Origin of the sequence: Streptomyces sp. NBC_01233 (assembly GCF_035989305.1) — a bacterium.
Lineage (GTDB): Bacteria > Actinomycetota > Actinomycetes > Streptomycetales > Streptomycetaceae > Streptomyces.
In genome coordinates, this window is sequence record NZ_CP108514.1 from 1,025,320 (window position 1) to 1,051,505 (window position 26,186).

A 26,186-nucleotide genomic window follows, 5' to 3' on the forward strand; every position below is an offset into this window, starting at 1 on the left:
GGCTCACAGTGTGATGCGAGGAGACGGCCCAGGGCAAGCGGCCCCCGTGGCTACGGCGTGACGTCGTCGGCTGTGATGTGGACGCCCGGCGCAAATGGCTTTTCTGATGAACCGATGGGTGTAAAAATCATGCCCTTGCCCGGGTCCGGCCGTACAAGATTCCCATACTCCTTGTAGCCGGGTGCCAGCGCTGCACCCTTTCCGTCCATCCAAGCGGGAGAGATGTCGATCTCCATCCACGTGTCGACGTCACCGCTCGTGACGTTCATTTCCAGTCCGAAAGTACATTCCAGGCCGCCTGCAAAATAGACATCGAAGGTGCGGGCATCGTTCTGTTCGAGAGCCACCGTCTTGGTCGCGAACCGGTGGCGCAAGAAAATCTCGTGTTCCCTTTGCGGTGCGATGCCACCCAGCTTGGGGTAGCCCTTCTGCACGATCCTGGCCTGCGTCTCGTCATACTGGGCGACGTCGAAGCCCAGAACATCGCGCGTCACGTCTTCCCCTGATCCCCCCAAGGGGGGCGGATACACCAAGGTCCCTTTGTAATTGACGTCAAGATTTTCATTCACGCCGGCGATTTCAAACGGACACTGGCGATCCTTGAGCTTGAAGTCCTGAATGATCGTCGTATCATCCCGCAATGCTTTGACCGTGAAACGAACCGAATAGAGGCCGACAGGCCTGGCCTCTTCGGCCTTGAGCCACGCATTGAATTCGTCTCCCCAATCAGTGACCTTTCCGATCGGGCCGATGTAGTGCCTTTCCTGCTTAAGGACGAAGGCCGTGGGGTAGGTCGGCGGCTCTCCAGGCGTGACGGACACCGGAGGTCCTTCATCCACCGCCTTGTTCTTCTCGTCCTCTGCAGCGTCCCGCTTCTTTCCGGCTTGATCGGCATCAGCACTCTGCTCCGTGGCATTCGTCGCCCTGTAGCCCTGGTAAACGGCAACCGAACCGAACAGCACCGTAGGAATCAGCGCCGCGAGCACGGTTGAACTCCGCCACCACGGAGGCGACGGCGGCTGGGGTGACTGAGCGGGGGGTTGCGCTTGGGGTACCGGCCCGGACGGGGGTGTGGCGGAAGGCTGCGGCTGTGGTGGCTGAGCCGGGGGTTGCGCTTGGGGTGCCGGCCCGGGGGGAGGCGCAGCAGGGGGCTGTGACTGGGGCGTCGGCCCGGAGGTCGGCGGAACTGGAGGTTGCGGCTGCGTCGACATCTGACCCCCGGTCATTCTGATCAAAGAGGGCCCGTTTTAGCAGAGCGCGAGCAGCGGCACCAAGGTGGCCCCGGAGCCGGCGGTGGGTTCCGGCCACGGCAAGTACTCCGAGCGCGGCGCCGCCGCAAAGGCGACGGCGTCCAGCACGCCACGCTCGGCATCGCCCGGATGCACATCACCGGATGGGCCAGCAGGCCCGCACTTGCGGCCGACCATGCCCGAGGCACCCCGAAGATCACTTACGGGGCAGCGCTTAGTAGCAGCTCATGCGTGAACCGTCGGGTGCCGCCTCGGCGGACCACGAGAACCAGGTCCTGGCGTCCACGCCGAGCAGGGCCCCCGGGTCCGGCTCCACCCCGTGGATCTCGCGGAGCAGTTCGGGTGAGTCGAAGGCGAGGGTGATGCTCGGCCGGTCTGCGGATTCGAAACAGAAGACGGCGATCCGGCCGTCGGGCCCCGTGTCCAGGTCGTGCACCGGACGCCATCCCGCCGCCGGCGCTTCCCGGCCGTAGTACTCCAGCACTTCCTCCCTGGTCCCGCCGTACGCGTACAGCCGCTGCGCGGAGAGCCAGGCGCCCGCAGTGTCGTCGACGCAGGAGGACCCGGCCCACGGACCGCCGCCGACGGACACGGCCCCCTCCGGACGCAGCCCCAGCGCGGGCAGCTCGTCGAGCTCGGCCACGGCCGGCTCGGTTCCCTCACAGGTCTCGAACGGGGAGAGGAGGGAACATCCGCTCAGGCCGGTCCCGACGAGCAGGACCGCCAACAGCACCCGCACGGCAAGCATGTTCATGGCGAGATTATGGCTCCCGCCCGGGAAGCCGAGGAGCCGCCCCCACCCGGAATCCCACCCTGCCGGGCACGAGCAGCGGGCCTGACCTGCGGCAGCTGGTGAACAGCTGGTCCAAGAGCGCGCGGCTCTCCCCTTGGCTGAAAGTCACGTCAAGGCCCTCTGAGGCCAAACCCGGGGGTGCGATGGCCGGATGCCGACACGTGCGAGCGTCGACGAGCGGGGGGTCCGTGAGCACGGTGATGGCTGCGCGGCCTGGTGACGGAGGTGATCGGACTGTTGACCCATGGAGCGCGAACGCCCGGGAGTACGGCTTGCGGGCCGTCGTGGGCGTGGAGCGGGCCACCCGGTTGATCCGGGCGGGCAGCGGATCCGCGTGGACGAACCGGCGGGCACGTCGAGATCCTTGCACGATCCGGATCCGGTGCAGTGGGCCACCGAGGTGCTCGACGGTCTCGACGGAGGCCGCGCGGCCCCCCACCAGGTCCGCTGCCCGCCGGGCGACGCGGCGTGCGGTGGGCAGGTCGGCGGACCGCCACTGGTCGATCGTGAGTTCGGCGAGAGACACGGCCCGCAGCGTGGCACGGGGGTTCGACACCAGAGGCGAGCCGCCGGCGGAGGCCGGGCTGCACCCCCGGCCTCCGCCGATGCCTCAGCGCGGGCCGCGGCGCCGCTTCGGGATCGTCAGCGTCGCCCGGGCTTCGCGCCGGCGCTCCGGGCTGCGGGAGAGGACCGAGGCCGCGGCCACCATGACCACGGCGGTGGTGTGGGCCAGGCCGGTTACGGCGGTCAGCGCGGCCGCGTCGGGAGAGACGGCCGCCCACCGCTCCCGCAGGGGGCCGTGGGCGGCCGGGAGCTCCCGGGCCCGCTCGATCGGGCCGTGCGGCCGATGAGCTTTCGACCCCGGTCGGACGGGCGGATCAGCGCAGTCCGGCGAAGAGGTCGTTCTCGGGTACGGCCGCGCCGGTGGCGTCCTTGACACGTACGAAGGTCTCCATGCCCATCAACTCGCCGAACCTCTCCTTGCCCATCTTGAGGAAGAAGATGTTCTCGCCCTGACTGGCGTGCGCGGCCAGCGCATCGAACTTCTGACCGCTGAAGGCCGTGGTGTCCACCCACGTGGTGATCTGATCGTCGGGGAGGCCGATCTCGGCCATCGCGGCGGCCTCGGCGGGATCCGGCTCCGGCATGTCCTCATGAAACTCGCGCATGATCTCCCCGAACCGCTGCATCCCCGAGCGGGGCATCGTCGTCCAGTACACCTTCGGTGTCAGCGCGGTCATCTCCAGCGCCGCCATCGTGATGCGGTGGGCCTGGATATGGTCCGGGTGGCCGTAGAAGCCGTTCTCGTCGTAAGTGACGACCACGTCGGGCTGGTAGCGCCGCATGAGTTCCGCAAGTCGGGCGGCGCCTTCCTCCACGGAGGTCTGCCAGAAGGATCCGGGGGCGTCGTTGCTCGGCCAGCCCATCATCCCGGAGTCGGCATAGTCCAGCATCTCCAGATCGCCGACCTTCAGGACGTCACAGCTCGCCTCGAGTTCCTGACGGCGCATCAAGGCGACCGCCGCCGGATCGTGCCCGGGATCGCCCGGCTTGACGCCCCCCGGTCCGTCACCACAACGGCCGTCGGTACACGTCACGAGAACCGTGCGGATGCCCTCCGCCGCGTACCGCGCGAGGACCCCTCCGGTTCCGGTGGCCTCGTCGTCGGGGTGGGCGTGCACTGCCATGAGCGTCAAAGGCCGGTCGGTCATGAAAAAGTCCTCCTGCAGAAAAGGTCTCGGTCCGAGTGCACGGCGGGCGTACCGCCATCCTGGGGCCCGGATCCTGGTGGGGCGGACGACCTCGTGGTCTCCGTGCTCCGCGCCCGTGGCTCCGGTCCCTCGGTCGATGCAACCGCGCGGGCCGGCCCGGCTGTTCCCGGCGCGGCCGCTCGGCCTTCCAGACGGCCTCCGTCCTGGCCCGCCCGGCCCGCAGCAGCCCGCAGCGGGGAACGAGGCCAGTGCCGCCGGCTGCGCGTGCTCCCCGCCGACGCGGGGGCGGTCGGGTGGTGCTTCCCGGGACGCGGCGCACCACTTCCGTCGGACATCCGTATCGGCAGCAACACAAGACACCGACTCCGGCGGTGTGGTCACCGGGCACATAGGACGGGGCCTGATTGTGATGGCCCACCACATATGCCGCCGACTTCGGGACTTCTACGTTGTGGCGACACCGATCGTCCCCGCAGACCCCCTGGAAGTGGTGTTCATGGCCTCCTTCGAGACCGCTCCCCCGGCCGCCCGGTCCATCAAGAGAGTCGTCGCCGCCAGTCTCGTCGGAACCACCATCGAGTGGTACGACTTCTTCCTCTACGGCTCGGCGGCCGCGCTGGTGTTCAACACGCTCTTCTTCCCCTCCAGCGACCCGCTGGTGGGAACTCTGCTGGCCTTCCTGACGTACGCGGTCGGGTTCGCGGCCCGGCCGCTCGGCGGAGTCGTGTTCGGCCACTTCGGCGACAGGATCGGCCGCAAGAAGCTGCTGGTGCTCAGCCTGCTGATGATGGGCGGAGCCACCTTCGCGATGGGCCTGCTGCCGACCCACGCCTCCATCGGCGTCGGCGCTCCCGTCCTGCTGACCGTCCTGCGGCTGGTCCAGGGCTTCGCCCTGGGCGGCGAATGGGGCGGCGCGGTCCTGCTGGTGTCCGAGCACGGCGGCGACGAGAGCCGCGGCTTCTGGGCCTCCTGGCCGCAGGCGGGCGCTCCCGGCGGCAACCTGCTCGCCACCGGTGTCCTGGCGCTGCTCGCCGCGGTCCAGTCCGACGAGGCCTTCCTCGCCTGGGGTTGGCGCATCCCGTTCCTGCTCTCCGGCGTGCTGGTCGTCATCGGCTTGTGGATCCGCATCTCGGTCACCGAGTCCCCGGTCTTCCTCGAGGCCCGGGAGAAGGCGGCCGAGCAGGCGGCGGCGGGTGTCAAGGACGAGCCCCCGGTCGTCGAGGTGTTCCGCAAGAGCTGGCGCGAGGTGCTCACCGCGATGGGCACGCGCTTCGGCGAGAACATCTCCTACTACGTCCTCACCGCGTTCCTGCTCGTCTACGTCACCGTCCACCTGCAGCTCCCGAAGAGCGAGGCGCTCAACGCGGTACTGATCGGCTCCGCGGTCCACTTCGTCACCATCCCGATGTGGGGGGCGCTCTCGGACCGCCTCGGCCGCCGCCCGGTCACGCTGATCGGCGCGCTCGGCATGGCCGGCTGGGCGTTCGCCTTCTTCGCCCTGCTCGACTCCCGGTCCTTCCCCTCCATCGCGTTCGCGGTCACCGTCGGCCTGCTGTTCCACGGCGCGATGTACGGCCCGCAGGCCGCCTTCATCTCCGAGATGTTCGACACCAGGGTCCGCTACTCCGGCGCCTCGATGGGCTCCCAGCTCGCCTCCGTCGTCGGCGGCGCGCTCGCCCCGATCATCGCGGTGGAGCTGCTGAAGGGCTACGGGACCTCCACCCCGGTCTCCCTCTACCTCTGCCTCGCGGCGCTCGTCACCGCCGTGACCGTCTGGGCGGCCAAGGAGACCCGTGGCCGCGACCTGTCCGAGGACGGCCCGCCCTCCGCCGCGGAGCCGGGCCGCAGCCGGTGGGACTCCGAGCCGATCGGCAGCTGATCCCCGTATGCTCCCCGCCGTGACAGCACCAGGCACCCCGCACTCCCACGCCGCCGTGCGCCGGCTGCTCGACCTGCTGGCGGAGGGGGCACCGGCCGAGGACTACAGCCGTCCCTCCGCCGAGGCCCGGGAAGCCGGCGCCCCGGCGGACGAGCTGGCCGGCATCGCCGAGGCCACCGGCGTGGCGTTGCGCATCCGGCGGACCCTCAGCCAGCACCGCCGGCGCGAGGCGGAGCTGACGGCGTTGTTCGACACCGCGAGCGACCTGGCCGCGTTGCGCGATCTGGGCGCGGTGCTGCGGGCGATCGTGCACCGGGCCAAGCTGCTGCTCGGCACCGACGTCACCTATCTCTCCCTCAACGACGAAGCCGCCGGCGATACGTACATGAGGGTCACGGACGGTTCGGTCGCCGCCGCGTTCCAGCAGGTGAGGCTCGGCATGGGCGAGGGGCTCGGCGGCCTGGTGGCCCAGACGGCCCGTCCCTACGCCACGGACGACTACCAGGCCGACTCCCGGTTCCACCACACGTCCACCATCGACAGCGCGGTCAGGCAGGAGGGGCTGCGGGCGATCCTGGGCGTGCCCCTGCGCGTCGGAGCCCGGATCATCGGCGTGCTGTACGCGGCGGACCGCGCCCCCCGGGAGTTCTCCCCGGAAGAGGTGGCGCTGCTCTCCTCGCTGGCCGACCACGCCGCCATCGCGATCGACGGCGCCCGACTGCTGGAGGAGACCCGGGCCGCCCTGGCCGACCTCAACTCCGCCTCGGAGACCATCCGGGCGCACAGCGCCGACGTGCGCCGCGCGGAGCGGGCCCACGACCAGCTCACCGACCTCGTCCTGCGCGGTGGCGGAGCCGACGACGTGGCAGCCGCCATCGCCGCCATCCTGGACGGCGCGATCGTCATCCACGACTCCCACGGTGCCGAGCTCGCCCGTGCCGGAACCGGGCCCGTGCCCCCGCCCGCCCCGGCCGTGGAGGCCTCCCGGGCCAGCGGCCGGGCCGTCGCGCAGGACGGGACCTGGGTGTGCGCGGTACTGGCGGGACCGGAGCTGCTCGGCAGCATCGCCCTGACCGGGCGCGCCGGTCTACCGGACACCGACCGGCTGCTGTTCGAGCGCGCGAGCGTCGTCACCGCGCTGCTGCTGTTGCTGCGCCGGTCGGTGGCGGAGACCGAGGACCGGGTACGCGGAGAACTCCTCACCGATCTCCTCGCCGCGACCACGGATCCGGGCGCCCTGACGGCCAGGGCGCAGCGGTTGGGCGTGAACCTGGCGCGGCAGCACTCCGTCCTCGTCATGCACGGCGACGTGGCGTCACGCCACCGCCTCCTGGCGGCGGCCGCCCGCAGCGGTGTGGCGCGCGGCGCTCTCGCAGGGCTCCACCACGACCACGTGGTGCTCGTCGCTCCGGTGGGGGCGCCCGGCCCGACCGCCAAGGCGCTGGCGGCCGAGCTGAGTCAGGCCGTGGGTTCCCCGGTCACCGTCGGCGCCGCGGGCCCGGCCACGGGGCCCGCGGGGCTGTCCGCCGCGCACGGTGAGGCCCACCGCTGCCTGTCCGCCCTGCGCGCCCTGGGACACACCGGGCACGGCGGGGCCCTGTCCGACCTCGGCTTCGTGGGCGTGCTCCTCGGCGGTCAGGCCGATCTGCTCGGATACGTACGGAACACGCTCGGTCCGCTGCTCGACTACGACGCCCACCGTGGCACGGACCTGGTCCACACCCTGGACGCGTACTTCGCGCAGGGTGCGAGCCTCACCCGGACGAGGGCGGCGCTGCACGTCCACGTCAACACCGTCGTGCAGCGGCTGGACCGGGTCGGCCGGCTCCTCGGGGAGGACTGGAACTCGCCGGCGCGCACCCTCGAAATACAGCTCGCGCTGCGGCTGCACCGCCTCACGCACGGATTCTGAAGACGTTAGGGGGTGCCTTCGGGGCCGGGCCGGGAGTCGATCAAGCGGGCCAGTCCGTCCAGGACGCACTGGAGGCCGAAGGCCCAGATCGTCTCCGGGTGGTATCCGGCGACCTCGCTGCCGACGCGGCCGGCGAGCGGGTAGCGCTCCGGGTCCAGGGCCCGCTCGAGCAGGGGTGCGCTGACGGCCCACCAGTCCGCCTGGCTCTGGCGGCTGTTGTGGGCGGCGTCGTCGGCGGCCGCCAGGGCGTTGGCGTGGACGAAGCCGAGGAGGTGGGTGAGGCCGGCGTCCATCTCGACGTCGGTGAGCCCGATGCCCTCGAAGGCCGCGAGCTCGTACTCGTACTTCCCGATCACTCCGGGGCCCAGCGGCGGGCGGGTGACCGCCAGGTCGGCGATCCAGGGGTGGCGGGCGAACAGGTCCCGGTTGTCGTCGGCGACGCGGGCGACCCGTGCCCGCCAGGGCTCGTCCGGGTCCACCGCCCGGCGGTCCATGCGGCCGTAGGCCGCGTCCAGCATGAGGTCGAGCAGTTCGGCCTTGCCGGGGACGTACGTGTAGAGGGTCATCGGCGTCACGCCCAGGCGCCGGGCCAGCGCCCGCATGGTCAGCGCGGCCAGCCCCTCCTCGTCGGCGAGGGCGGTCGCGGTGCGGACCACGGCGTCCACGCTGAGGCCCTGCCGCGGGCCGCGGCGCACGGGCTGCGCCGGCTGTCCGGGCTCGCGCCACAGCAGTTCCAGTGTGCGGACGGGGTCACCCGCCCCGCTCCGGTCCTTCGCCATGTCCGGTCCCTCCGCACCATCGCCCACTCGGGCAGCAACCCAGTAACTCACTACGTCGTATAGAGTACAGCGTAGAGAGTAAGCTCGCGACCCGTCACCCGAGGAGTTCCGTGCAGAACGCCGCCGACAGCCACCAGGTCATCCAGGTCCGCGGAGCGCGGGAGAACAACCTGGCGGACATATCGCTCGACATCCCCAAGCGCCGCCTCACCGTCTTCACCGGCGTCTCCGGCTCCGGGAAGTCCTCGCTCGTCTTCGGCACCATCGCCGCCGAGTCACAGCGGATGATCAACGAGACGTACACCGCCTTCGTCCAGTCCTTCATGCCGAGCCTGGGCCGGCCGGACGTGGACGGGCTGCACAACCTGAGCGCCGCCATCGTCGTCGACCAGGAGCGGATGGGTGCGAACTCCCGCTCCACCGTGGGCACCGTGACCGACGCCTACACCATGCTGCGGATCGTCTTCTCCCGCCTCGGATCGCCCCACATCGGCACGTCGAGCGCCTTCAGCTTCAACACCCCCGACGGCATGTGCCCGCGCTGCGAGGGCGTCGGCCAGGTCTCCGACATCGACGTGGACCAGCTGGTCGACCGGGAACTCTCCCTCGACGAGGGCGCGATCACCGTCCCCGGCTACGCCGTGGACTCCTGGTACTGGCAGGTCATGGCCAACTCCGGCTTCTACTCCTCCGGGACGAAGCTGAAGGACTTCTCCGAGCAGGAGTGGGCCGACTTCCTGCACAAGGAGCCGGTGAAGGTGAAGGTCGGCCCCAACAACTTCACCTACGAGGGCCTGATCACCAAGATCACCCGGACGTACCTGTCCAAGGACCGCGCGTCGATGCAGCCCCACATCCGGGCCTTCGTGGACCGCGCCGTCGTCTTCGCCGACTGTCCGGACTGCGCCGGCACCCGGCTCTCCGCGGCCGCCCTCTCCTCCCGCATCGACGGCGTGAACATCGCCGACTGCGCGTCGATGCAGATCAGCGAGCTCGCCGCGTTCGTCCGCCGGATCGACGACCCGGGCGTGGCCCCGCTGCTCGCCGGCCTGGGGGCCCTGCTCGACTCCCTCGTCGAGATCGGCCTGGGATACCTCAGCCTGGACCGCCCCTCCGGCACGCTCTCCGGCGGCGAGGCCCAGCGCGTCAAGATGGTGCGCCACCTGGGGTCCTCGCTCACGGACATCACGTACGTCTTCGACGAGCCGACCACCGGACTGCACCCGCACGACATCCGGCGCATGAACGACCTGCTGCTGCAGCTGCGCGACAAGGGCAACACCGTGCTCGTCGTGGAGCACAAGCCCGAGGTCATCGCGATCGCCGACCACGTCGTCGATCTCGGCCCGGGCGCGGGCACGGCCGGCGGGCAGCTCTGCTACAGCGGGGACGTGGCCGGACTGCGCGCCTCCGGCACCCTCACCGGCCGCCACCTCGGACACCGGGCGCGGCTGCGGGAATCGGTGCGCACCCCGCGCGGGCACCTGTCGGTCAAGGGGGCCGACCTGCACAACCTGAAGGACGTCAGCGTGGAGGTGCCGCTCGGGGTGCTGGCGGTGGTGACGGGGGTCGCGGGCTCCGGGAAGAGCTCGCTGATCCACGGCTACCTGGCCGGGCAGGACGGGGTGGTGGTGGCCGACCAGTCGGCGATCCGCGGCTCGCGCCGGTCCAACCCGGCCACGTACACCGGACTGCTGAGCCCGATCCGGACCGCCTTCGCCAAGGCCAACGGGGTCAAGCCAGCTCTGTTCAGCGCGAATTCGGAAGGCGCCTGCCCGAAGTGCAGTGGCCTCGGGCTGGTTTACACGGACCTGGCGATGATGGCCGGGGTGGCCTCGGTCTGCGAGGAGTGCGAGGGCAGGCGGTTCACCCCGGAGGTGCTGACGTACGAACTCCGCGGCAAGAACATCAGCGAGGTGCTGAACATGCCGGTCGCGGAGGCGCACGCCTTCTTCCCCGGCGGCCAGGCGCGGGCGATCCTGGGACGGCTGGTCGACGTCGGCCTGTCGTACCTGCGGCTCGGCCAGCCGCTCAACACCCTGTCGGGCGGCGAGCGGCAGCGGCTCAAGCTCGCCATCAACATGGCGGAGAAGGCCTCGACGTACATCCTGGACGAGCCGACGACCGGTCTGCACATGGCCGATGTCGACAAGCTGCTCGCCCTGCTGGACCGGCTCGTCGACGACGGGAACTCGGTGATCGTCATCGAGCACCACCTGGCGGTGATGGCGCACGCCGACTGGCTGATCGACATCGGCCCGGGCGGCGGGCACGCCGGCGGCGAGGTCGTCTTCGAGGGCACTCCGGCGGCCCTCGTGGCCGGGTCGGACACCCTGACCGCCCGTCATCTGCGGGAGTACGTCTCCGTCCCCGGGTAGGAACCGACACGCACGGCGAACGCCGTACGCTCACTGCGTACGGCGTTCGCACGGGCGCTAGGGTGGTGGCGTGCCAGCCGATCAGAAGCAGCAGGGTCCCGGCGCGTCCACCGCCTCCCCGGCCCCCTCCGTCTGGACCCGCCCGCGCCGCAAGGGGCAGCAGCCGGCGCTCAGCCGGGACCAGATCGTCGCGGCGGCCGTGCGACTGCTCGACGCCGAGGGCATCGAGGCACTGAGCATGCGCAAGCTCGGCACCGGGATGGGCGCGGCGGCCACCTCCCTGTACCGGCACGTGGCCGGCAAGGACGAGCTCGTCGAGCTGGTCGTGGACGAGGTCTGCGGCGAGTTGGAGGTGCCGGAGATCACCGACCCGGAGGCGTGGCGCGAGGCCCTCGCGCGCAGCGGTCACAGCCTGCGCGACATGGTCCTGCGCCACCCCTGGGTGGCCTCCGTCCTCGGCCAGGTCGGACTGGCATACCCGGGCCCGAACCTGATGCGCCTGTCGCAGCGGATGCTGCGGCTGGCGCAGGCGGCCGGCTTCCCGTCCGGCGAGGCGGAGCTCGCGATGAAGGCCGTCATCTCCTACGCCATCGGCGCCACCACGAGCGAGGCCTCCTACCTCTCCCTCCTCGCCCGCAGCGGGATGAGCGAGGCGCAGTGGCTGGAGTCGCTGCTGCCCGCGGCCCGGGAGGCCCTGGAGGAGCACCCGTTGACGCACGACCACGCCGCGGCGAAGCGCGGCACGGACCCGGCGCGGATGCGCGAGGAGAACTTCGACTACGGACTCCAGCGGGTCCTGGACGGCCTCGAGACACGGCTCAGCCGCGGCTGACCTCCCCCTGCGGAAGGCGCAGTTCGCGACCCTCGCCGAGCGGGGCGAAGAACCGCTCCACGTCCGCGCCGGTGACCTCGGCCAGGCTGGGCGGGGACCAGCGCGGACGCCGGTCCTTGTCGATGACCTGGGCGCGGATGCCCTCCACCAGGTCGGGCGAGCCCAGCCCGTTGCAGGAGACCCGGAACTCCTGGGCCAGCACCCGCTCCAGCGTGCCGAGGCCGGCGGCCCGGCGCACGGCGGCGAGGGTCACCTTCAGCGCGGTCGGGGACTTGGCCAGGATCGTCTCGGCGGCCTCCTTGGCGGCCGGCTCCCCCTGGCCGAGCAGCCGCTCCACGATCTCCTCGACCGTGTCCGCCGCGTAGGAGTGGTCGATCCAGGGCCGCCGGCCGGCGAGTTCACCGGGCGGGGGCGTGGCGGCGTACCGCGGCAGCACCTCGTGGACGGGGGCGTCGGCGATCGCGGCGGTCAGTTCCGGCAGCCGGGCGGCCGGGACGAAGTGGTCGGCGAGCCCGCAGAGCAGCGCGTCGGCGGCGCCCACGGCGGCGCCGGTGAGGGCGAGGTGGGTGCCGAGCCGGCCGGGGGCGCGGCCGAGCAGCCAGGTGCCGCCGACGTCGGGGACGAAGCCGATGCCGGTCTCGGGCATGGCGACGCGGGAGCGTTCGGTGACGATCCGGACGGTGCCGTGGGCCGAGATCCCGACGCCGCCGCCCATCACGATGCCGTCCATGAGGGCCACGTACGGCTTGGGGTAGCGGGCGATGCGGGCGTTGAGCCGGTACTCGTCGCTCCAGAACTCCGCCGAGGCGGTGGTGCCGGCCTTGGCGTCGTCGTGAATGGCCCGGATGTCCCCGCCCGCGCACAGCCCGCGCTCCCCGGCACCGCGGATCAGGACCTGGTGGACGGCCGGGTCCTCCACCCAGGCGGCGAGCGCCTCGTCGATCCGCAGCACCATGGGGTGGGTGAGGGAATTGAGGGCCTTGGGACGGTTGAGGGTGACCACGCCCGTCCGGCCCTCGGCGTGGAGCAGGACCGTGCTGTCGGTGGTGCCGGAGTTCCCGGCGGTGTCGTCTTCGCTCTTCACACCGATCAGTATGTCCGCGTAGCAGGGTCGGCAGGTATGCGGAAGATCATCCTCATGTCGTCGGTGTCCCTCGACGGGTACATCGAGGGTCCCGAACGGCAGATCGACTGGCACGTCGTCGACGACGAGCTCCACCAGTACCCCAACGACGTGCTCCGTCCGGCGGGCGGCTTCCTGAGCGGCCGCGTCACGCACCAGCTGATGGCGGACCACAGGCCGACGGCCGACGCCGACCCGGCGGCCAGCGGACCCGAGGCCGAATTCGCCGGAATCTGGCGGTCCGTGCCCAAGTACGTGTACTCGCGGACCCTGCGGGAGGCCGGCTGGAACACCACGGTGGTGCGGGACGTCGTACCGGCGGAGGTCGCCGCGCTCAAGGCCGCCCCCGGCGGCGACCTGGTCCCGAGCGGGGCGGACCTCGCCGCGTCGTTCCTGCGCCACGACCTGGTGGACGCCTACCGCATCCTCGTGCGCCCGGTACGGATCGGCCGCGGCAAACCGCTCTTCCCGCCCGTCGACGGCGGCCCGGTGCCCCTGCGCCTGGAGCAGACCCACACCTTCGGCAACGGCGTCGTACTGCTGCACCACGGCCGCCCGCAGGCTCGGCGCCTGCTCGGAGGCCCTGCGGGGACCTCGGGGCCCGTCCGCGTCAGCCGCGCGGGCGGGCCCGGTGGGCCTGCCAGGCGGCCAGGGCCTCGGCGCGGCCTCCGTCGGGGTGCCGGGCGTGCCAGTCGCGCAGGAAGCGGTTGAACTCGAACTGGGCGCCCACCTCCTGGGGTTCGGCCGCCTGCGCGCGGGTCTCGTGCCAGTGGGCGACGGCCTCGGCAAGCGTGTGCCCCGCGTACCGGGCGACGTACTCCCGCATGAAGGCGTCGAAGTGGAAGGCGGGACCGATCTCCCGTACGAAGTACTCCCTCAGCACCTGACTGCACCGCTGCCCCTGCGGGATCACGGTCGAGCCGTCGACGGGGGCCGCGAGCTGACGCCCGGTGCGGCGGGGCGCGGGGGCCGCCGGGGCGGCGGGTACGGGAAGACCGTCGAGCGCGGCGGCGAGCCGGGCCGTGACGGCGGCCTTGCCGCCACCGGCGGACAGGCCCATCCGGCGCGCCAGCGCGCTCAGTTCGGCCAGCGTCCAGTACCAGCGCAGCAGTTCCGCCCCGGTCAGCGCCGCCGTCAGGGTCGGCCGGGATTCCCCTGTATTCGTACTCATGTTCCCACCCTAAGGGGGCCCGGAGCGGATGGTGGACACGGCGGCGGAACCACGGAGCCAACCCGCGGGCTCCGCTCAATGTCCCTTATCTTCAGACATGTCCAGTCCAGTCGCCCCGACGGAGGCCCCATGACCGACGACCCGAACCGCCTCACCCTCGGCGAGGACACGGCCCTGGTCCTCATCGACCTCCAGACGGGCATCCTGGGCATGCCCATCGCCAGGCCCGCGCCCGAGATCCTCGAGAAGGGCATCGCGCTCGCCGAGGCGTTCCGCGCCCACCGGCTGCCCGTGGTCCTGGTCAAGGTGGCCTGGTCCCCCGACGGCGGCGACCTGCCCACCGCCAACGTGGACCGCCCCGGTCCGGCCGCCGCCCCGCCGCCCGCGTTCTCCGAGATCCCCGCGGAACTCGCCGCCCTCGGCGACGCGGTCGTCACCAAGCGGCACTGGGGCGCCTTCACCGGCACCGAGCTCGACCTCCAGCTGCGCCGCCGCGGCATCCACCGCATCGTCCTGGCCGGCATCTCCACCAGCGCGGGCGTCGAGTCCACCGCCCGTACGGCGTGGGAACTCAGCTACGACCTGGTCTTCGCGGAGGACGCGACCGCCGACACGGACCCCGACTCCCACGCCCACACCTTCGGCAAGATCTTCCCGCGCATCGGCAAGGTCAGCAGCACCGACGAGGTCATCGCAGCCCTGCGGTCCCCTTCCTAGGCCGGCGCGGGCAGGGTGCCGTACGGGGCGTGGCCCGGCGGCTCCCGGTCAGCGCACTGGCCGGGAGCCTGCAGCAACAGGGTCCGGGCGACATCACCGGGCACGGTGTCGAAGTGGCGTACGCCGGCCCCGTCCATCAGCGCGTCACAGGCGATCAGCACAGCCGGGGCGACGGCGGCGGAGGGCGCGGGCAGGTGGCTGCGGCCCGGTACGCCGTTGGCCGGGGTGAGGCCGATCAGTCCGGCCGGGACGACGAGTACGCCCCCCGGCTCCCCGCCGGGCAGCGCCTGGCCCGGGAGCAGGGTGGCGGCGGGACGAAGCAGGCCGGCGCCGCGGCCCAACCGGCCCCGGGGGGCGGCTCCGAGATGCCGATCGGGGCCTTCTCGCCGGACCGGTTCGACCACCGCGGACCGGACGGCGGGATCCGCTCCGATGCCGAGGGGGGTTCACCCGTAACCGGGAGGACTCCCGTGGGTTAGCAGCGCGGAAGACGAGGGAGTCCGCATGGCACAGCAGCACACGAAGTCCCTGCGGCTGCGCCTGCGGTACCGGTTCGACAATCTGGTGGCAGGGGGCACCGCCGCGCTCATCGGCTGGCTCGCCCTGGCCTGTCTCGCCGTAGTGATCCCGGCGAGCACCGTGCTCGTCTGGGCCGACCGTGGTGCTCCGAGGACGCTCTCCGGCCGCCTGACGGCCGTGTGGGTCAGCGTCGGGCAGACCCTCAAGATCGGCGGCGCGGTCGGCTCCCCCGTCTACGTGCTGGCCTCGGTGACGCTCGCCCTGGTCGCGCTGCTGTTCGTGTCCACCCTGGTCAGCCTGATCACCACCGGCATCAACGGGCGGATCATGTCGCTGCGCCGCGGCCACTCCACCGTCCTGGAGGCGGGGCACACCGTCGTCCTCGGATGGTCCGATCAGATCTTCCCCGTGATCGGGGAGCTCGTGGCCGCCAACGCCAACCAGCGCAGGTCCGCCGTCGCCGTGCTCGCCCCGAAGGACAAGGTGGAGATGGAGGACGAGATCTCCGCCTTCGTCACGGGTACCGGTACGCGTGCCGGTACGGGTACCGGTACGGGTACCGGTACGGGTACCGGTACGGGTGCCCGTACGACGAGGATCATCTGCCGCAGCGGCCGCACCACGGATCCCACGGTGCTGGCCCGGGTGAGCCCGCAGACCGCGAAGGCCGTGCTCGTCCTGCCTCCCGCCGGGGAGGCGGGCGACGCCCACGTGGTGAAGACCCTGCTCGCCCTCGACGCGGCGGTTCCCGGGCCCGGTGACGCGGTGGTGGTCGCCGCCGTCCGTGACACCCGCAACCACCTCACCGCCCGGCTGGCGGCCGGGCCCGGCGAGCACGTCCTGTGCGTCGACGACATCATCGCGCGGCTCCTCGTGCAGACCGCGCGCCAGCCCGGACTCTCGCTCGTCTACCAGGAGTTGCTCGACTTCGAAGGCGACGAGTTCTACACCGCCGCCGCCCGGGGTCTCGCCGGACGCACCTTCGGCGAGGCCCTCCTGGCCTTCACCACGTCCTCGGTGGCCGGTCTGCTGCGCGCCGACGGCGGCGTCGTCCTCAACCCGGATCCCGGTACGGCGATCGGCGCGAGCGACCGGATCATCGTCATCTCCGAGGACGACGACACGGCCGTGCCCCAGGACGCGGCCGCCTGGGTCGACGAGGACGCGATCGTGACGGCCCGCCCGCGGAGCCCGCTGCCCGAACGCCTGCTCCTGCTGGGCTGGAACCGCCGCGCCCCGCTCGTCCTGGATCAGCTCGACCAGTTCGTGAGCGCCGGAACCACCCTGGACGTGGTGGCTCTCGGCGGCGAAACGACCCTGCACACCGCGTCCGAGATCGCTGGGGTGCGCAGCCGCCTCGAAGTGTCCTTCCACGGCGGGGACATCACCGATCCCGAGGTCCTGGCGAAGCTGGACGTCCCCTCGTACGACAGCGTGATCGTCATCGGCGAGGCGGTGACCGGGACGGGGGCGGCCACCGACCCCGACACCGACGCCGGCCCCGGCAGCGACACCGAGACGGACGACCGCACGCTGGTCACGCTGCTGCACCTGCGGGCGATCGGGGAGGCCGCGCAGCGGGAGCTCTCGCTCACCACCGAGATGTCGGACGACGGCAACCGGCTGCTGGCCCCCGCCCGGGAGGGCGCCGACTTCATCGTGAGCGGCCGGCTCATCAGTCTCCTCATGACCCAGATCTCGGAGAGCCGCTACCTGGCGGACGTGTTCGAGGAGCTCTTCAGGGCGGAGGGGAACGAGCTCTACCTGAAGCCGGTCGCGGACTACGTCCGCACCGGCCACGAGGTGTCGTTCGCCACCCTCGTCGAGTCGGCGCGCCGCCGCGGTGAATGCGCGGTCGGCTACCGGCTGCGCGCGCCGGCCGCCACGGGCCCCGCCTTCGGGGTCCGGCTCAATCCCGACAAGCGGCAGCGGGTCCGCTTCGGCGAGCACGACTGGCTGATCGTGCTCGCCGAAAGCTGACGCCCGGGGGGAGGCCCTGCCGTACGGTCGCTCAGGGCGCCGAGTGGACCTCCAGGGCGGTCCGTACCGCGGATTCCAGGGCTCCCTCGATCCACGCCGGCTTGATGGAGGTGTGGCAGCCGGCGAAGTGCAGGTTCCCTTCGGCCTTGCGGACGTGGGGGAAGAGCTCGGTGTGCTGGCCGGGCAGCAGCACGGAGGCCTCGCCGTACGCGTACGGGTCGCGCATCCAGGACTGGGTGCGTCCGACACCCGTGTAGAACACCTCGATCCGCTGCCCGAAGACCTCCTGGACCCCGGCGAGCGCCCGCGGGTAGCGCTCCGCGTCGTCCAGGGAGTCCCACTTCAGGGCGTCGTCCGACCAGCTGTAGGAGGCGAGCACCACACCGCCCGGGCTGCCCTCGACGGGGTAGGAGGGCTGGAACATGAACCGGTTGGGGTTGTCGGTGGCCGAGCCGCCGCCGATGACCCCGGCCGCCTCGGGCTGGTCGCGGGTGGTGGCGCGGCAGGCGGCGTAGTGGGCGCGCTGGGCTTCGGAGATGTGGCCCTTGGGCACGGAGGGGTGGGCGCCCAGCAGGATCCCGTCCGCCGGGGTCCGCCCCACCTGGTAGTTCCGGTACAGGCCGGGCTTCACTGCCTCCAGTTCGCGCTTCCAGTCGGCCTCGTCGAACTCCCACCAGCGGCGGCTGAATTCCAGCAGCACCTTGGTGGCCGCGTCGTAGTGCAGTTCGGTGATCGCGCGGCGCTTGCCGTAGGAGAGGGCGGGGGCGACCGGGATGTGCCGCAGCCCGGAGAAGGGGACGGTGATGACGGCGGTGTCGCCGGTGAAGGTCTCGCGCTGCACGGCGCCGCCGCGGCCCTCGGAGACCGTGTCGACGGTGACCTTGCCCTCCCCGTGCGTGATCCGGGTGGCACGGCGGTCGAGCCGTACGACGTCCTCGACCCGGGCGTAGAGCGCGTCGGCCAAGGTGGCGGTGCCGTCGGGCAGTTCGAAGAAGGCGGTGTCCGGGCTGATCAGCGAGGCCCCGATGAAGCTGTGGATGAAGGCGAGGTGCAGCCGGGAGGTGAGGTTCTCGACGGTTCCGATCAGGTCGATCGTCCGCTCGTCGAGCTTGGCCTCCTCGGTCAGGTAGCGGTACATGGACATGTGGCCGTAGCGCTGGATGACGCGGGCCCAGCCCTCGACGAGGGCCTTGTCCTTCCTGCCCTCGATCTCCTTGCGCACGGGGGCGAAGGCGTTGCGCACGATCTGCGCGGCGGGCAGCGACTCGTAGGCCGCGGGGACTCCGAAGGAGCGGTTGAGGGCCTGCGGGCTGCGCGCGTAGTCGGCGCGGCGGACGCGGATGCCGTTGACGAAGATCCACGTACGGTAGGCGGGGCGGCCTGAGCCGTCGACGTCGACCAGGTGGAAGCGCCGGCGCTTCAGGCCGAGGCTGTCGATCAGCCCGGTGACCAGCGGGTGGCTGTCGGGGATGCGCATGGCGCCGGCCTCGGCGTACTGCTTGGGGTCGGCGAAGGCGGCGGCGGACTTCTCGTGGCCGCCGGTGCGGAAGGTCTTGATCCGGCCGCCCACCCGGTTGCCGTTCGCCTCGATGACGGTGACCTCGTGGCCGGCCTCGCGCAGCAGGTGGGCGGCGGTGAGCCCGGCCGGCCCGGCACCCACGATCAGCACCTTCTTGCGGCTGCGGGACCGGGGCAGGCCGGTCTTCAGGAGGATGTCCGCGTAACGGGGCACCAGCGGCTGGTCGTCCTCGTCCCGTACGAGGATCGCCCGCGCGATGGTCAGGCAGGTGTCCCAGTCGGGGCGCGCGGAGCCGGAGGGGCCCTTCGGGGTCCCGGCGGACGCGGCGGCGACGGTGAGCGCGCCGGCGCCCGCGACGGCGGCGGCGCCCGCGATGACGGTACGGCGGGAGGGGCGCTGCACGGACGCGGGGGCGGGCGCCGCCGTCGGGGCGGACTCGTCCGCGGGGTCGGGCGTGGGGGAAGAGTCGATGATCATGGGTCAACTCTCGTTGCCCGCCACCTGCTTGATCGCCGAAAGCGGCCCGGACCGGAAACAATCACCCGGACGTGCGGCACGGTCGATCCGGTGCTGACGAACGGGTTTTCGGGTACGGAACGGCGGCTCGCGGCCGGTCAGCGGATCCCGCGCACCCGCAGGCTCGTGAGCTCGTACCGGGCCCCGACGACGGCCAGCTTCCGGGCCGCGATCCTGGCAGCCAGCTCGGGTTCGGCCCCCAGCCGCGAGCTCACCAGGCGCACGTTCGCCGTGATCGCCGCGTCGATCCGGGCCGCTCCCCGGAGCCTGCGGTCGATCGCGGGGTGGATCTGGTCGACGAGGTACTGCATGTGGCCCGGGAGCGGGGGTCCCCCCTCGTGGGCCCGGACGGCCGCGGCGACGGCCCCGCACGACTGGTGCCCCAGGACCACGATCAGCGGGATGTCGAGTTCGAGGACCCCGTAGGCGATGCTCCCGAGCACCGCCTCGTCCAGGACCTCGCCCGCCGACCGCACGGTCAGCAGGTCGCCGAGGCCCTGGTCGAAGACCAGCTCCGGGGGGACGCGGGAATCGACGCAGCCGAGGACGACGGCGAACGGGTGCTGCCCGCCCACCAGCGTCCGCCGCACCGTCCGCGTCTGGTCGGGATGCCGCTCGTGATAGGTGCGCCAGCGCGCGTTCCCCGCCACCAGGGCGCCGAGCGCGGTCTCGGGGGAGGTGGGCCGCAACGCCGCCGCTCCCGCGGCGCGGACGGCGCTCGGGGTCCCGCGGGCCCCCGACCCCAGCCCGGCAGCCACGGCCACCGCACCGGTGAGCGCCGCCCGGACCACCCGGCGCCGTCCCGGGGCCTCGTGCCGATCAGACATGCCGGATCCCGTCGTCCGCCGTTCCTGACCCTTCACACGCGGGTCCAGTCTCAGCGCGCCCGCACGGTGCCGCAATCGGGGGGCCGGGCTTTCATTCGTGTGGCGCAGTACAGGTCAGTACAGGTCGGAGCAGCCCGGAGCAGATCGGAGCGGCTCAGTGCGGGTCGGTACGGGTCGGGGCGGGTCAGAGCAGGTCGGACCGTGCGGGGGTGTCGTCGAGGAAGCCGCCCGACTGGTGCTGCCACAGCTTCGCGTAGGCACCCTCCGAGGCGAGCAGTTCCTGGTGCGTGCCCTGCTCGACGATCCGTCCGCCGTCGAGGACGACGAGCCGGTCCATGCCGGCGACGGTGCTCAGCCGGTGCGCGACCACGAGCGCCGTCCGCCCCTCCATGAGCCGCCACAGTGCTTCCTGGACGAGGATCTCGCTCTCGGAGTCCAGGGCGCTGGTCGCCTCGTCGAGCAGCAGGATCGGCGCGTCGCGCAGGATCGCCCTGGCGAGGGCGACCCGCTGGCGCTGTCCGCCCGACAGCTTGACTCCGCGCTCGCCCACCATGGTGTCGAAACCGTCCACGAGCCCCTCGGCGAACTCCGTGACGTGCGCCGCCTCCGCCGCGCGGCGGACCTCGGCCTCGGTGGCGTCCGGCCGGGCGAACGCGATGTTCTCCCGCAGCGTGCGGTGGAACATCGCCGGGTCCTGCGGCACGTACGCGATCAGGCTGCGCAGGTCGGCCTGGGACAGCCGGCTGATGTCCCGCCCGCCGATCAGGATCCGGCCGGCGTCGACGTCCGTCATCCGCAGCAGCAGCCGGGTGAGGGTGGTCTTGCCCCCGCCCGACCGGCCGACGAGCCCGATCTTCGACCCGCCGGGCACGGCCAGGTCGAGGCATTCGAAGAGCGGCTTCCCGCCCCCGTGGGCGAAGGTCACCCGCTCGAAGCGGACGTCGGCGGCCCCGGCGGCCGGCAGTGGTTCCGGGTGCTCCGGGTCGAGCACGGTCGGCGGTGTCAGCAGCAGTTCGGTGAACTGCGCGGCCTCCGTCATCGAGCTCTCCAGGCGGCGGTAGATCTGGTTGAACTCGATAACGATGCATGGGAACGTTTTCGCAGGTCAGATGCCCTTTGGATCGCTGAAGGTCAGCAAAGTGTCAGCATCGGTATCCGAGGAGTCCAGGCGCATGGCAACCAAGAGACTCGCCCGAGGGATGGGTTCCTTCTTCAAGGACTGCGAGCACCCCACGTCCCGATGGGCGAACTGCCCCCACTTCTACAAGGTCCGGTACAGGGGCCCCGGCGGAAATCAGGTCGAGGAGTCGGGCTTCCTAACGTCAGACGCAGCCATCGACCGATTGACCAGTGTCTACAAAGCGAAGAAGGCCTCCCCTGCGAACCAGGCGAGCCAGGCGAAGAGCGAGCGCATCGAGAAGTACGGCCAGATGCGGTTCAAGGAGTACACCGCCGAGTGGAAGGCCGGTCAGCGTCACCTCGGTCCGGGGACGGTCGTCAGCCTCGACTCGCTCCTCCAGCACCACATCTACCCCGCCATCGGGACCCGGCGGATGAGCACATTCGACCCCAAGGTCGTGGACAACTTCATCCGGACGATGGAGCGTAACGGCACCGGCCTGGCGACGCAGTCCAATGCGTACGACAAGCTGAAGTCGATCCTGCTCGACGCGCACCGCCTGGGCATCTTCGAAGACAACCCCCTCGTCGGCGTCGGTCCACCCCAGTACGACCCCAAGCGTGCCGTCATACCCTCACCCGAGCAGCTCCGGGTCCTACGCGGCACCGGAGACGACGTGTTCCAACTGGTGGTGGAACTGATGAGCGGCTGTGGCCTACGCAACGGCGAGGCCGCCGCGGTCAACCTCAACAACATCGTGGCCGACGACGTCTACCGCGTCAGCGAGCAAGTCAACCAAGCAGTACGACCGCCTCAAGCACCGCAAAATCGGCGAGTACCGCGACGTCCCCCTTCCCCAGCGGACCAAGAACGCCATCAAGTCGTACGCCGAGAAGCACGGCACCACCGACGGCTACCTGCTGCGTCACCCAAGGGACTCCGGCCGCCCCTTCCAGCCCTACCTCTTCCAGAACCAGTGGCAGCGGCTCAGGACACGAGGCGAACTCGACATACCCGAAGGCATGGTCATCTACAGCCTCCGCCACTTCTTCGCCTCGAACTGCCTCACGCACAACATCCCCATCACGGACGTCGCCGAATGGATGGGACACAACAACATCGACATCACCTTCAAGACCTACCGACACCTCATGCCCGGCTCGATCGGCACAGCCGCCAAACTCCTGGACGCCGGCCTGGCCGCATGACACGCGCACACGCCGTCGCGCGACCTTGCCCAGGCTCCACAACGCGGCAAGCGAGACCTCAAGACACCATCCAGCGACTGGACTGCTCGGGCAGCTCGCGCTCTGGACTGCGAGGGCGCGGAGCAGTCAGCGGGGGCGCCTCAGAGCGCCGGCCGACCGGGCCTGCGGATCGTGGTCCGTGTTGTCGTCGCGTCGGGCCAAACCAAGATCCGGACCAGTTCCGGACCAGCAGCCGGCCAACCGGGGCAGGTGCAGCAGCATGGTGAACCGGGTCGTGCGCTCGACCAGCGTGCCGATCGCGGACTTGCCGGTGCCAATGATGAGGTCGCCTTCCCAGTGGCCCGGGACTGCCCGGTCCTCGGCCTCGGCTGGCCTTTGGCTGATCATCACCTCGGTGGTTACGTGCCCACGCTTGAGGACTCCGCGTCCCTGGATGTAAAGCGCCTGGTAGATCGCTTCGGTGCGAGATACGCATGGACTCATCGTCGGGGAAGTCGGCCCTGAGCCGGCCCGCGATCTGCTCCGGACTCCACGCCGTCGCCCACTGCCGGTCCTGACGGTGGGGCTTGTTCCGTCCCTTCCACCGTGGCGTCTTCGGCCCGGTGACCTGCGTTCCGTCCGGACGCCGGACGTCCCCGGCGAGCCGGTCCTGCACATACTCTCGCAGCCGTTCATCGCCATGAGCTTCGGCGTCTTCGGACGCCGCGCTGTCAGTTCCGCCTTCCACTGCGAGATCGAGGCCCGGTAGTCGAGCTGCCCGCCGCGGGTGGCCGCGTTGCGTCGCAACTCCCGCGAGATCGTCGACGGATCCCTGCCCAGGCGGCGTGCGATCTCGCGCACTCCCACGGCCTGGGCGTTGAGCAGCGCGATTTCTTCGCGTTCCGCGAAAGACAGAGGGCGGGCCAAGCCGGATCGACGGCATGCCGCCACGCTCACGGAACCACCGGGACCCCACCACCGGGGATACGCCGCACGTGACCGCCGCCGCCTCGCTGGTCATCCCCTCGGCGATCTTCACCCAGGAAGCCCGCTCCACATCCCGCCGGATCGGGGGCCGTCCCGGCGACCGCATCGCCGGACGCCCCGTCAGCCGTGTGGCCCATCCCGCTGGCCTGCCCATCCAACACCTCCAAGGTCGAGGTGTTGCAACGATCAGTTGAATCCACCCTGCGACCCGGCATCCGAGTGATGTATCAACTCGCCCTGGCCGTACGGGAATCCGTCCCGGTCACGCTGACACAGGGCCATCTCCAGGGCGTCCAGGACGAGCCTGGTCTCCTTGGACGTGGCGGCGGACCCGCCGACGATCCGGCGGGAGAAGGTGTACACGACGAACGCGACGTAGACGATGCCGGACCAGGTCTTCACGTAGGTGAAGTCGGCGACCCAGCAGCGGTTCGGGGCCGTGGCGACGAAGTCGCGGTCGACCAGGTCCGGTGCCCGCTCGACGGAGTCGCCCGGGACCGTAGTGATCACCTTCTGCCCCGGACGGCGCCGGCGATACCGAGTTCGCGCATGAGGCGTTCGACGGTGCACCGGGCCACCGTGTGACCCTGCCGGTTCAGCTCGCGCCGGACCTTGCGGGCCCAGTAGACACGGAAGTTGGCGTGGTAGACCTCGCTGATCAGCTCCCTGAGTTCGGTGTCCCGCAGCTGCCGGGCCGAGGGTTCGGCCTAGCGCTTCTTGGCCGCGTAGTAGGTGGAGGGGGCGATGTTGCAGGCGTGCTCGGTGAGGACCCTGCAGATCGGCTCGACACCGCCGAAGCGGTCCCGGTGCTCGTCGATGAACGCTACGAGCGCGTGTGTGGCCGGTCGAGCTCGGCCGCGAAGAAACTTGCCGCCGACTTCAGGATCTCGTTCGCCCGCCGCAACTCGGCGATCTCCTTCTTCATCGCCTTGATCTGCGCGGACTCCTCCGTCGGCGTCCCCGGCCGGCTCCCGGAGTCGATCTGGTCCTGACTGACCCACTTGCGCAGCGTCTCGGTCGTCCCGATGCCCAACTTGGCAGCGACCGCCTTCATCGCGGCCCACTCGGTGTCGTACTCCGGCCGCACCTCAGCGACCATACGGACCGCTCGTTTGCGCAGCTCAAGGGGATAAGGGCAAGACCACGGAGTTATGGCTTGTCCGGCGCTGTCAACAGGGGCGGGGACAGGGGCTTGTGGAGGTTGGGGTGGTCCACTCGGGGTCGAGGGTGTAGAGGCCCCGGCCGGTGCGGCGGAGGATTCCTTCGCGGACCCAGCGTCCCAGTTCTGCGCGTAGTCCTTGGGGATCCTCCAGTCCGATACCGCGGGCGATTTCACATGCGCGCCAGGTGCGGTGGGGATCGGTTCGCAGGAGTTGCAGTGTGCGGTCGCGGCGTCCGTCGGGGCCTGGGCCAGCGGAGGGGTTCACGGTGACACTGATGCTGGTGATCCTGGATGCGCCCAGGACTTGTGCCTGGTGGGGCGGGGCGGCGTAGCGGGAGATCGGGCATTTGACGCGGCGTGGGTTGACGCGGGCCCGGCGGGGTGGGAGCAGATCGTGCAGCAGGGCCGGTGTGATTCGTCCCGGTCCGGTGTCGGGCAGTACGTCGGCTGCGGCGATGAGCTGGTCTTTTGCGGTCTCCAGGGCGACGGTGAAGGAGGCGCGGTCCGGGTCGGTGCCGGGGAGGGTCTCGACGGCCTCGGCCATCGCGCGGCGCAGTGCCTGGTAGACGGTCAGGTGAGCCCAGAGTTCTTGTTGGATCCCGGTCGCGTCCTGGGATCGCAGCACCAGGCCGTGCTGCAGGGTGTGCCGAAGCGAGTAGAACGCGGACTCGATCTCCCATCGCTCGTGGTAGAGCTCCACCAGCTCTGCGGCGGGGTAGCGACGGTGATCGGTCAGCGTGGTGGCCAGTCGGTAGTGGCCTTCCAGCCTCAGCCCTTTGGCGGTCGTCACCGCGATGTGCGCATCGATGATCCTCAGCCGGGTCCCGTTGATCCTGGTCAGGAATGACCCGTCCGGCAGTAGTGCCCAGCGTGCGGGTGTCCGGGTTCCCTTGAGGCGTACCAGCAGCTGGGCGCCGGTGGCCGCGGCCTTCGCGAGGAAGTCGTCGGAGTCGAAGCCCCGGTCGTTGAGCAGCAGCATCCTGTTGTCCAGCAGTGGTAGCAGCTGCTCGGCGTAGCCGGTCTCCTTCTCGGGCGTCGGTCCGAAGACCGCACCGAGCAGGGCCCGGGTTCCGGTCTCGCACAGCACCATGATCTTCAGCATCGGATATCCGTCCGTGCCGTAACGATGCTTGTGTTTGCCCAGCCAGGCGCAGACTCGCGGCCGGTCAGGGGCCTTGGTGGAGCTGCAGCCGTCGAAGGCGACTGTGCGCCAGCACCTGTATCGCACCCCTGGTGTGATCGGCTGTGCCACGGGACCGGCCAGTGTCTCGAAGAGCAGCCGCAGCGGCGCGGCGCCCAGCCGCCGGCGCACCTCTCGCAGCGCCTTCTCCGACGGACGCGGTGGAAGGAGCCCGCGCAGGCCGCAGGTGAGTTTGTCCCACACCCGCATGTAGCCCAGCTGCGGGAAGAGAACCAGTGCCAGCACGAAGTAGACACCCACCCTCGACGGCAGCAGCCTCAGCCTCCGCTGGGTTCCGCCAGTACGTTCCAGCACGTCATCGACCAGTTCAAAGGGCAGGTGCCGGGTCAGCTCGCCCAGATGCCCCGGAGCGAAGACCCCGTCGGCGACGGTGATGGACGACGTGAGCGTGACGGTGGAACACTGAACGGGCAACGGGGCTCCTTCAGGCGGGAAGACCTTGGTCGGCTTCCTCGCTCTACCAGGAGTCCCGTTGCCCTGACCGGCACTTCTCCCAAATACCTCGCCCCTGTTGACAGCGGCCGACAAGCCATAACTCCGTGGTCTTGGGATAAGGGGAAGGACGTGCCATGACTCGATCCTCTCAAATGATCGAGTCCCTATCGAACCCGGAACGGTTCAC

21 protein-coding genes and 3 pseudogenes are annotated in these 26,186 nt (G+C 70.8%); 8 read left to right on the top strand and 16 right to left on the bottom strand.

Translation table 11 applies throughout. The features are described from left to right. Positions 1-50 precede the first annotated feature (50 nt). From OG332_RS05175 to OG332_RS05190, 4 genes are all read right to left on the bottom strand, one after another. Positions 51-986, bottom strand: a complete 936-nt coding sequence (locus OG332_RS05175; protein ID WP_327412307.1) for a hypothetical protein — start codon at positions 984-986, stop codon at positions 51-53. Between the two features lie 478 nt (positions 987-1,464). Next, complete coding sequence (locus OG332_RS05180; protein WP_327412308.1) at positions 1,465-2,004, bottom strand: hypothetical protein; 540 nt, start codon at positions 2,002-2,004, stop codon at positions 1,465-1,467. Between the two features lie 649 nt (positions 2,005-2,653). Further along, positions 2,654-2,983 carry a hypothetical protein gene (locus OG332_RS05185; protein WP_327419578.1) on the bottom strand — a complete coding sequence of 110 codons (330 nt, stop codon included), beginning with the start codon at positions 2,981-2,983 and terminating at the stop codon, positions 2,654-2,656. Continuing rightward, entirely contained in the window at positions 2,922-3,755 is an 834-nt protein-coding gene (locus tag OG332_RS05190; protein ID WP_327412309.1) for a PIG-L family deacetylase, read from the bottom strand. Before OG332_RS05190 ends, OG332_RS05185 begins: the two co-directional genes overlap by 62 nt. A 496-nt stretch (positions 3,756-4,251) precedes the next feature. On the opposite strand from OG332_RS05190, the gene OG332_RS05195 reads away from it, so the two are divergent. Then, on the top strand, positions 4,252-5,634 hold the full coding sequence (locus OG332_RS05195; protein WP_327419122.1) for an MFS transporter: 1,383 nt from the start codon (positions 4,252-4,254) through the stop codon (positions 5,632-5,634). Between the two features lie 7 nt (positions 5,635-5,641). Beyond that, a complete protein-coding gene (locus OG332_RS05200; protein WP_327412310.1) occupies positions 5,642-7,546 on the top strand; it encodes a helix-turn-helix domain-containing protein in 1,905 nt (634 codons plus the stop codon). Between the two features lie 5 nt (positions 7,547-7,551). Here OG332_RS05200 and OG332_RS05205 read toward each other — a convergent pair whose 3' ends face one another. After that, positions 7,552-8,325 carry a TetR/AcrR family transcriptional regulator gene (locus OG332_RS05205; protein WP_327412311.1) on the bottom strand — a complete coding sequence of 258 codons (774 nt, stop codon included), beginning with the start codon at positions 8,323-8,325 and terminating at the stop codon, positions 7,552-7,554. Between the two features lie 110 nt (positions 8,326-8,435). Between OG332_RS05205 and OG332_RS05210 the strand changes: the two genes are divergently transcribed. Both OG332_RS05210 and OG332_RS05215 read left to right on the top strand, forming a co-directional pair. Next, entirely contained in the window at positions 8,436-10,703 is a 2,268-nt protein-coding gene (locus OG332_RS05210; protein WP_327412312.1) for an excinuclease ABC subunit UvrA, read from the top strand. Positions 10,704-10,773: 70 nt separating this feature from the next. After that, positions 10,774-11,535: a TetR/AcrR family transcriptional regulator gene (locus OG332_RS05215; protein ID WP_327412313.1), complete on the top strand. Its 762-nt coding sequence runs from the start codon at positions 10,774-10,776 to the stop codon at positions 11,533-11,535. Here the strand turns inward: OG332_RS05215 and OG332_RS05220 are convergent. Further along, entirely contained in the window at positions 11,522-12,619 is a 1,098-nt protein-coding gene (locus tag OG332_RS05220) for an enoyl-CoA hydratase/isomerase family protein (protein WP_327412314.1), read from the bottom strand. The genes OG332_RS05215 and OG332_RS05220 overlap by 14 nt on opposite strands. Positions 12,620-12,655: 36 nt before the next feature. Between OG332_RS05220 and OG332_RS05225 the strand changes: the two genes are divergently transcribed. Further along, positions 12,656-13,369 (top strand): dihydrofolate reductase family protein, encoded by a 714-nt coding sequence (locus tag OG332_RS05225; protein ID WP_442816111.1) that lies wholly within the window; start codon positions 12,656-12,658, stop codon positions 13,367-13,369. On the opposite strand, the gene OG332_RS05230 is transcribed toward OG332_RS05225, so the two are convergent. Continuing rightward, positions 13,269-13,829: a DUF6434 domain-containing protein gene (locus OG332_RS05230; RefSeq protein WP_327412315.1), complete on the bottom strand. Its 561-nt coding sequence runs from the start codon at positions 13,827-13,829 to the stop codon at positions 13,269-13,271. The two genes, OG332_RS05225 and OG332_RS05230, sit on opposite strands and share 101 nt — an antisense overlap. A 129-nt stretch (positions 13,830-13,958) precedes the next feature. Between OG332_RS05230 and OG332_RS05235 the strand changes: the two genes are divergently transcribed. Next, positions 13,959-14,546, top strand: coding sequence for an isochorismatase family protein (locus OG332_RS05235; protein ID WP_327412316.1), 588 nt, complete (start codon positions 13,959-13,961; stop codon positions 14,544-14,546). Here OG332_RS05235 and OG332_RS05240 read toward each other — a convergent pair. Continuing rightward, entirely contained in the window at positions 14,543-14,887 is a 345-nt protein-coding gene (locus OG332_RS05240; RefSeq protein WP_327412317.1) for a hypothetical protein, read from the bottom strand. The two genes, OG332_RS05235 and OG332_RS05240, sit on opposite strands and share 4 nt — an antisense overlap. Positions 14,888-15,050: 163 nt before the next feature. On the opposite strand from OG332_RS05240, the gene OG332_RS05245 reads away from it, so the two are divergent. After that, positions 15,051-17,045 (top strand): CASTOR/POLLUX-related putative ion channel, encoded by a 1,995-nt coding sequence (locus OG332_RS05245; RefSeq protein WP_327412318.1) that lies wholly within the window; start codon positions 15,051-15,053, stop codon positions 17,043-17,045. A gap of 31 nt (positions 17,046-17,076) precedes the next feature. On the opposite strand, the gene OG332_RS05250 is transcribed toward OG332_RS05245, so the two are convergent. The 3 genes and pseudogenes from OG332_RS05250 to OG332_RS05260 form a co-directional block, all read right to left on the bottom strand. After that, positions 17,077-19,041, bottom strand: coding sequence for a flavin monoamine oxidase family protein (locus OG332_RS05250; RefSeq protein ID WP_327412319.1), 1,965 nt, complete (start codon positions 19,039-19,041; stop codon positions 17,077-17,079). A 137-nt stretch (positions 19,042-19,178) separates the two neighbouring features. Beyond that, the gene (locus tag OG332_RS05255) at positions 19,179-19,907 is read right to left on the bottom strand and encodes a carbonic anhydrase (RefSeq protein ID WP_327412320.1); all 729 of its coding nucleotides are present in this window, start codon (positions 19,905-19,907) and stop codon (positions 19,179-19,181) included. Positions 19,908-20,091: 184 nt separating this feature from the next. After that, positions 20,092-20,991 (bottom strand): annotated as a pseudogene (locus tag OG332_RS05260) (ABC transporter ATP-binding protein); the annotation flags it as partial. 746 nt (positions 20,992-21,737) lie between these two features. Between OG332_RS05260 and OG332_RS05265 the strand changes: the two are divergent. Continuing rightward, the gene (locus OG332_RS05265; protein ID WP_327412321.1) at positions 21,738-22,235 is read left to right on the top strand and encodes a tyrosine-type recombinase/integrase; all 498 of its coding nucleotides are present in this window, start codon (positions 21,738-21,740) and stop codon (positions 22,233-22,235) included. Between the two features lie 243 nt (positions 22,236-22,478). Here OG332_RS05265 and OG332_RS05270 read toward each other — a convergent pair. The 5 genes and pseudogenes from OG332_RS05270 to OG332_RS05285 form a co-directional block, all read right to left on the bottom strand. Then, positions 22,479-23,355, bottom strand: a pseudogene (locus tag OG332_RS05270) (transposase); the annotation flags it as partial. A 32-nt stretch (positions 23,356-23,387) separates the two neighbouring features. Continuing rightward, positions 23,388-23,711, bottom strand: coding sequence for a DDE-type integrase/transposase/recombinase (locus tag OG332_RS05275; protein ID WP_327412322.1), 324 nt, complete (start codon positions 23,709-23,711; stop codon positions 23,388-23,390). Next, entirely contained in the window at positions 23,708-23,887 is a 180-nt protein-coding gene (locus OG332_RS47780; protein ID WP_442816334.1) for an IS3 family transposase, read from the bottom strand. The genes OG332_RS05275 and OG332_RS47780 overlap by 4 nt, the downstream gene beginning before the upstream one ends. A 137-nt stretch (positions 23,888-24,024) precedes the next feature. Continuing rightward, positions 24,025-24,300 (bottom strand): transposase, encoded by a 276-nt coding sequence (locus OG332_RS05280; protein ID WP_327412323.1) that lies wholly within the window; start codon positions 24,298-24,300, stop codon positions 24,025-24,027. 50 nt (positions 24,301-24,350) lie between these two features. Continuing rightward, positions 24,351-25,978, bottom strand: a pseudogene (locus OG332_RS05285) (IS4 family transposase). Between the last annotated feature and the right edge of the window lie 208 nt (positions 25,979-26,186).

Coding starts and splice junctions, on each gene's coding strand:
- OG332_RS05205 (WP_327412311.1), bottom strand. CDS start 8,325: ATGGCGAAGGACCGGAGCGGGGCGGGTGACCCCGTCCGCACACTGGAA.
- OG332_RS05255 (WP_327412320.1), bottom strand. CDS start 19,907: ATGTCTGATCGGCACGAGGCCCCGGGACGGCGCCGGGTGGTCCGGGCG.
- OG332_RS05225 (WP_442816111.1), top strand. CDS start 12,656: ATGCGGAAGATCATCCTCATGTCGTCGGTGTCCCTCGACGGGTACATC.
- OG332_RS05245 (WP_327412318.1), top strand. CDS start 15,051: ATGGCACAGCAGCACACGAAGTCCCTGCGGCTGCGCCTGCGGTACCGG.
- OG332_RS05200 (WP_327412310.1), top strand. CDS start 5,642: ATGCTCCCCGCCGTGACAGCACCAGGCACCCCGCACTCCCACGCCGCC.
- OG332_RS05250 (WP_327412319.1), bottom strand. CDS start 19,041: ATGATCATCGACTCTTCCCCCACGCCCGACCCCGCGGACGAGTCCGCC.
- OG332_RS05235 (WP_327412316.1), top strand. CDS start 13,959: ATGACCGACGACCCGAACCGCCTCACCCTCGGCGAGGACACGGCCCTG.
- OG332_RS05195 (WP_327419122.1), top strand. CDS start 4,252: ATGGCCTCCTTCGAGACCGCTCCCCCGGCCGCCCGGTCCATCAAGAGA.
- OG332_RS05280 (WP_327412323.1), bottom strand. CDS start 24,300: ATGGTCGCTGAGGTGCGGCCGGAGTACGACACCGAGTGGGCCGCGATG.
- OG332_RS05190 (WP_327412309.1), bottom strand. CDS start 3,755: ATGACCGACCGGCCTTTGACGCTCATGGCAGTGCACGCCCACCCCGAC.
- OG332_RS05180 (WP_327412308.1), bottom strand. CDS start 2,004: ATGAACATGCTTGCCGTGCGGGTGCTGTTGGCGGTCCTGCTCGTCGGG.
- OG332_RS05230 (WP_327412315.1), bottom strand. CDS start 13,829: ATGAGTACGAATACAGGGGAATCCCGGCCGACCCTGACGGCGGCGCTG.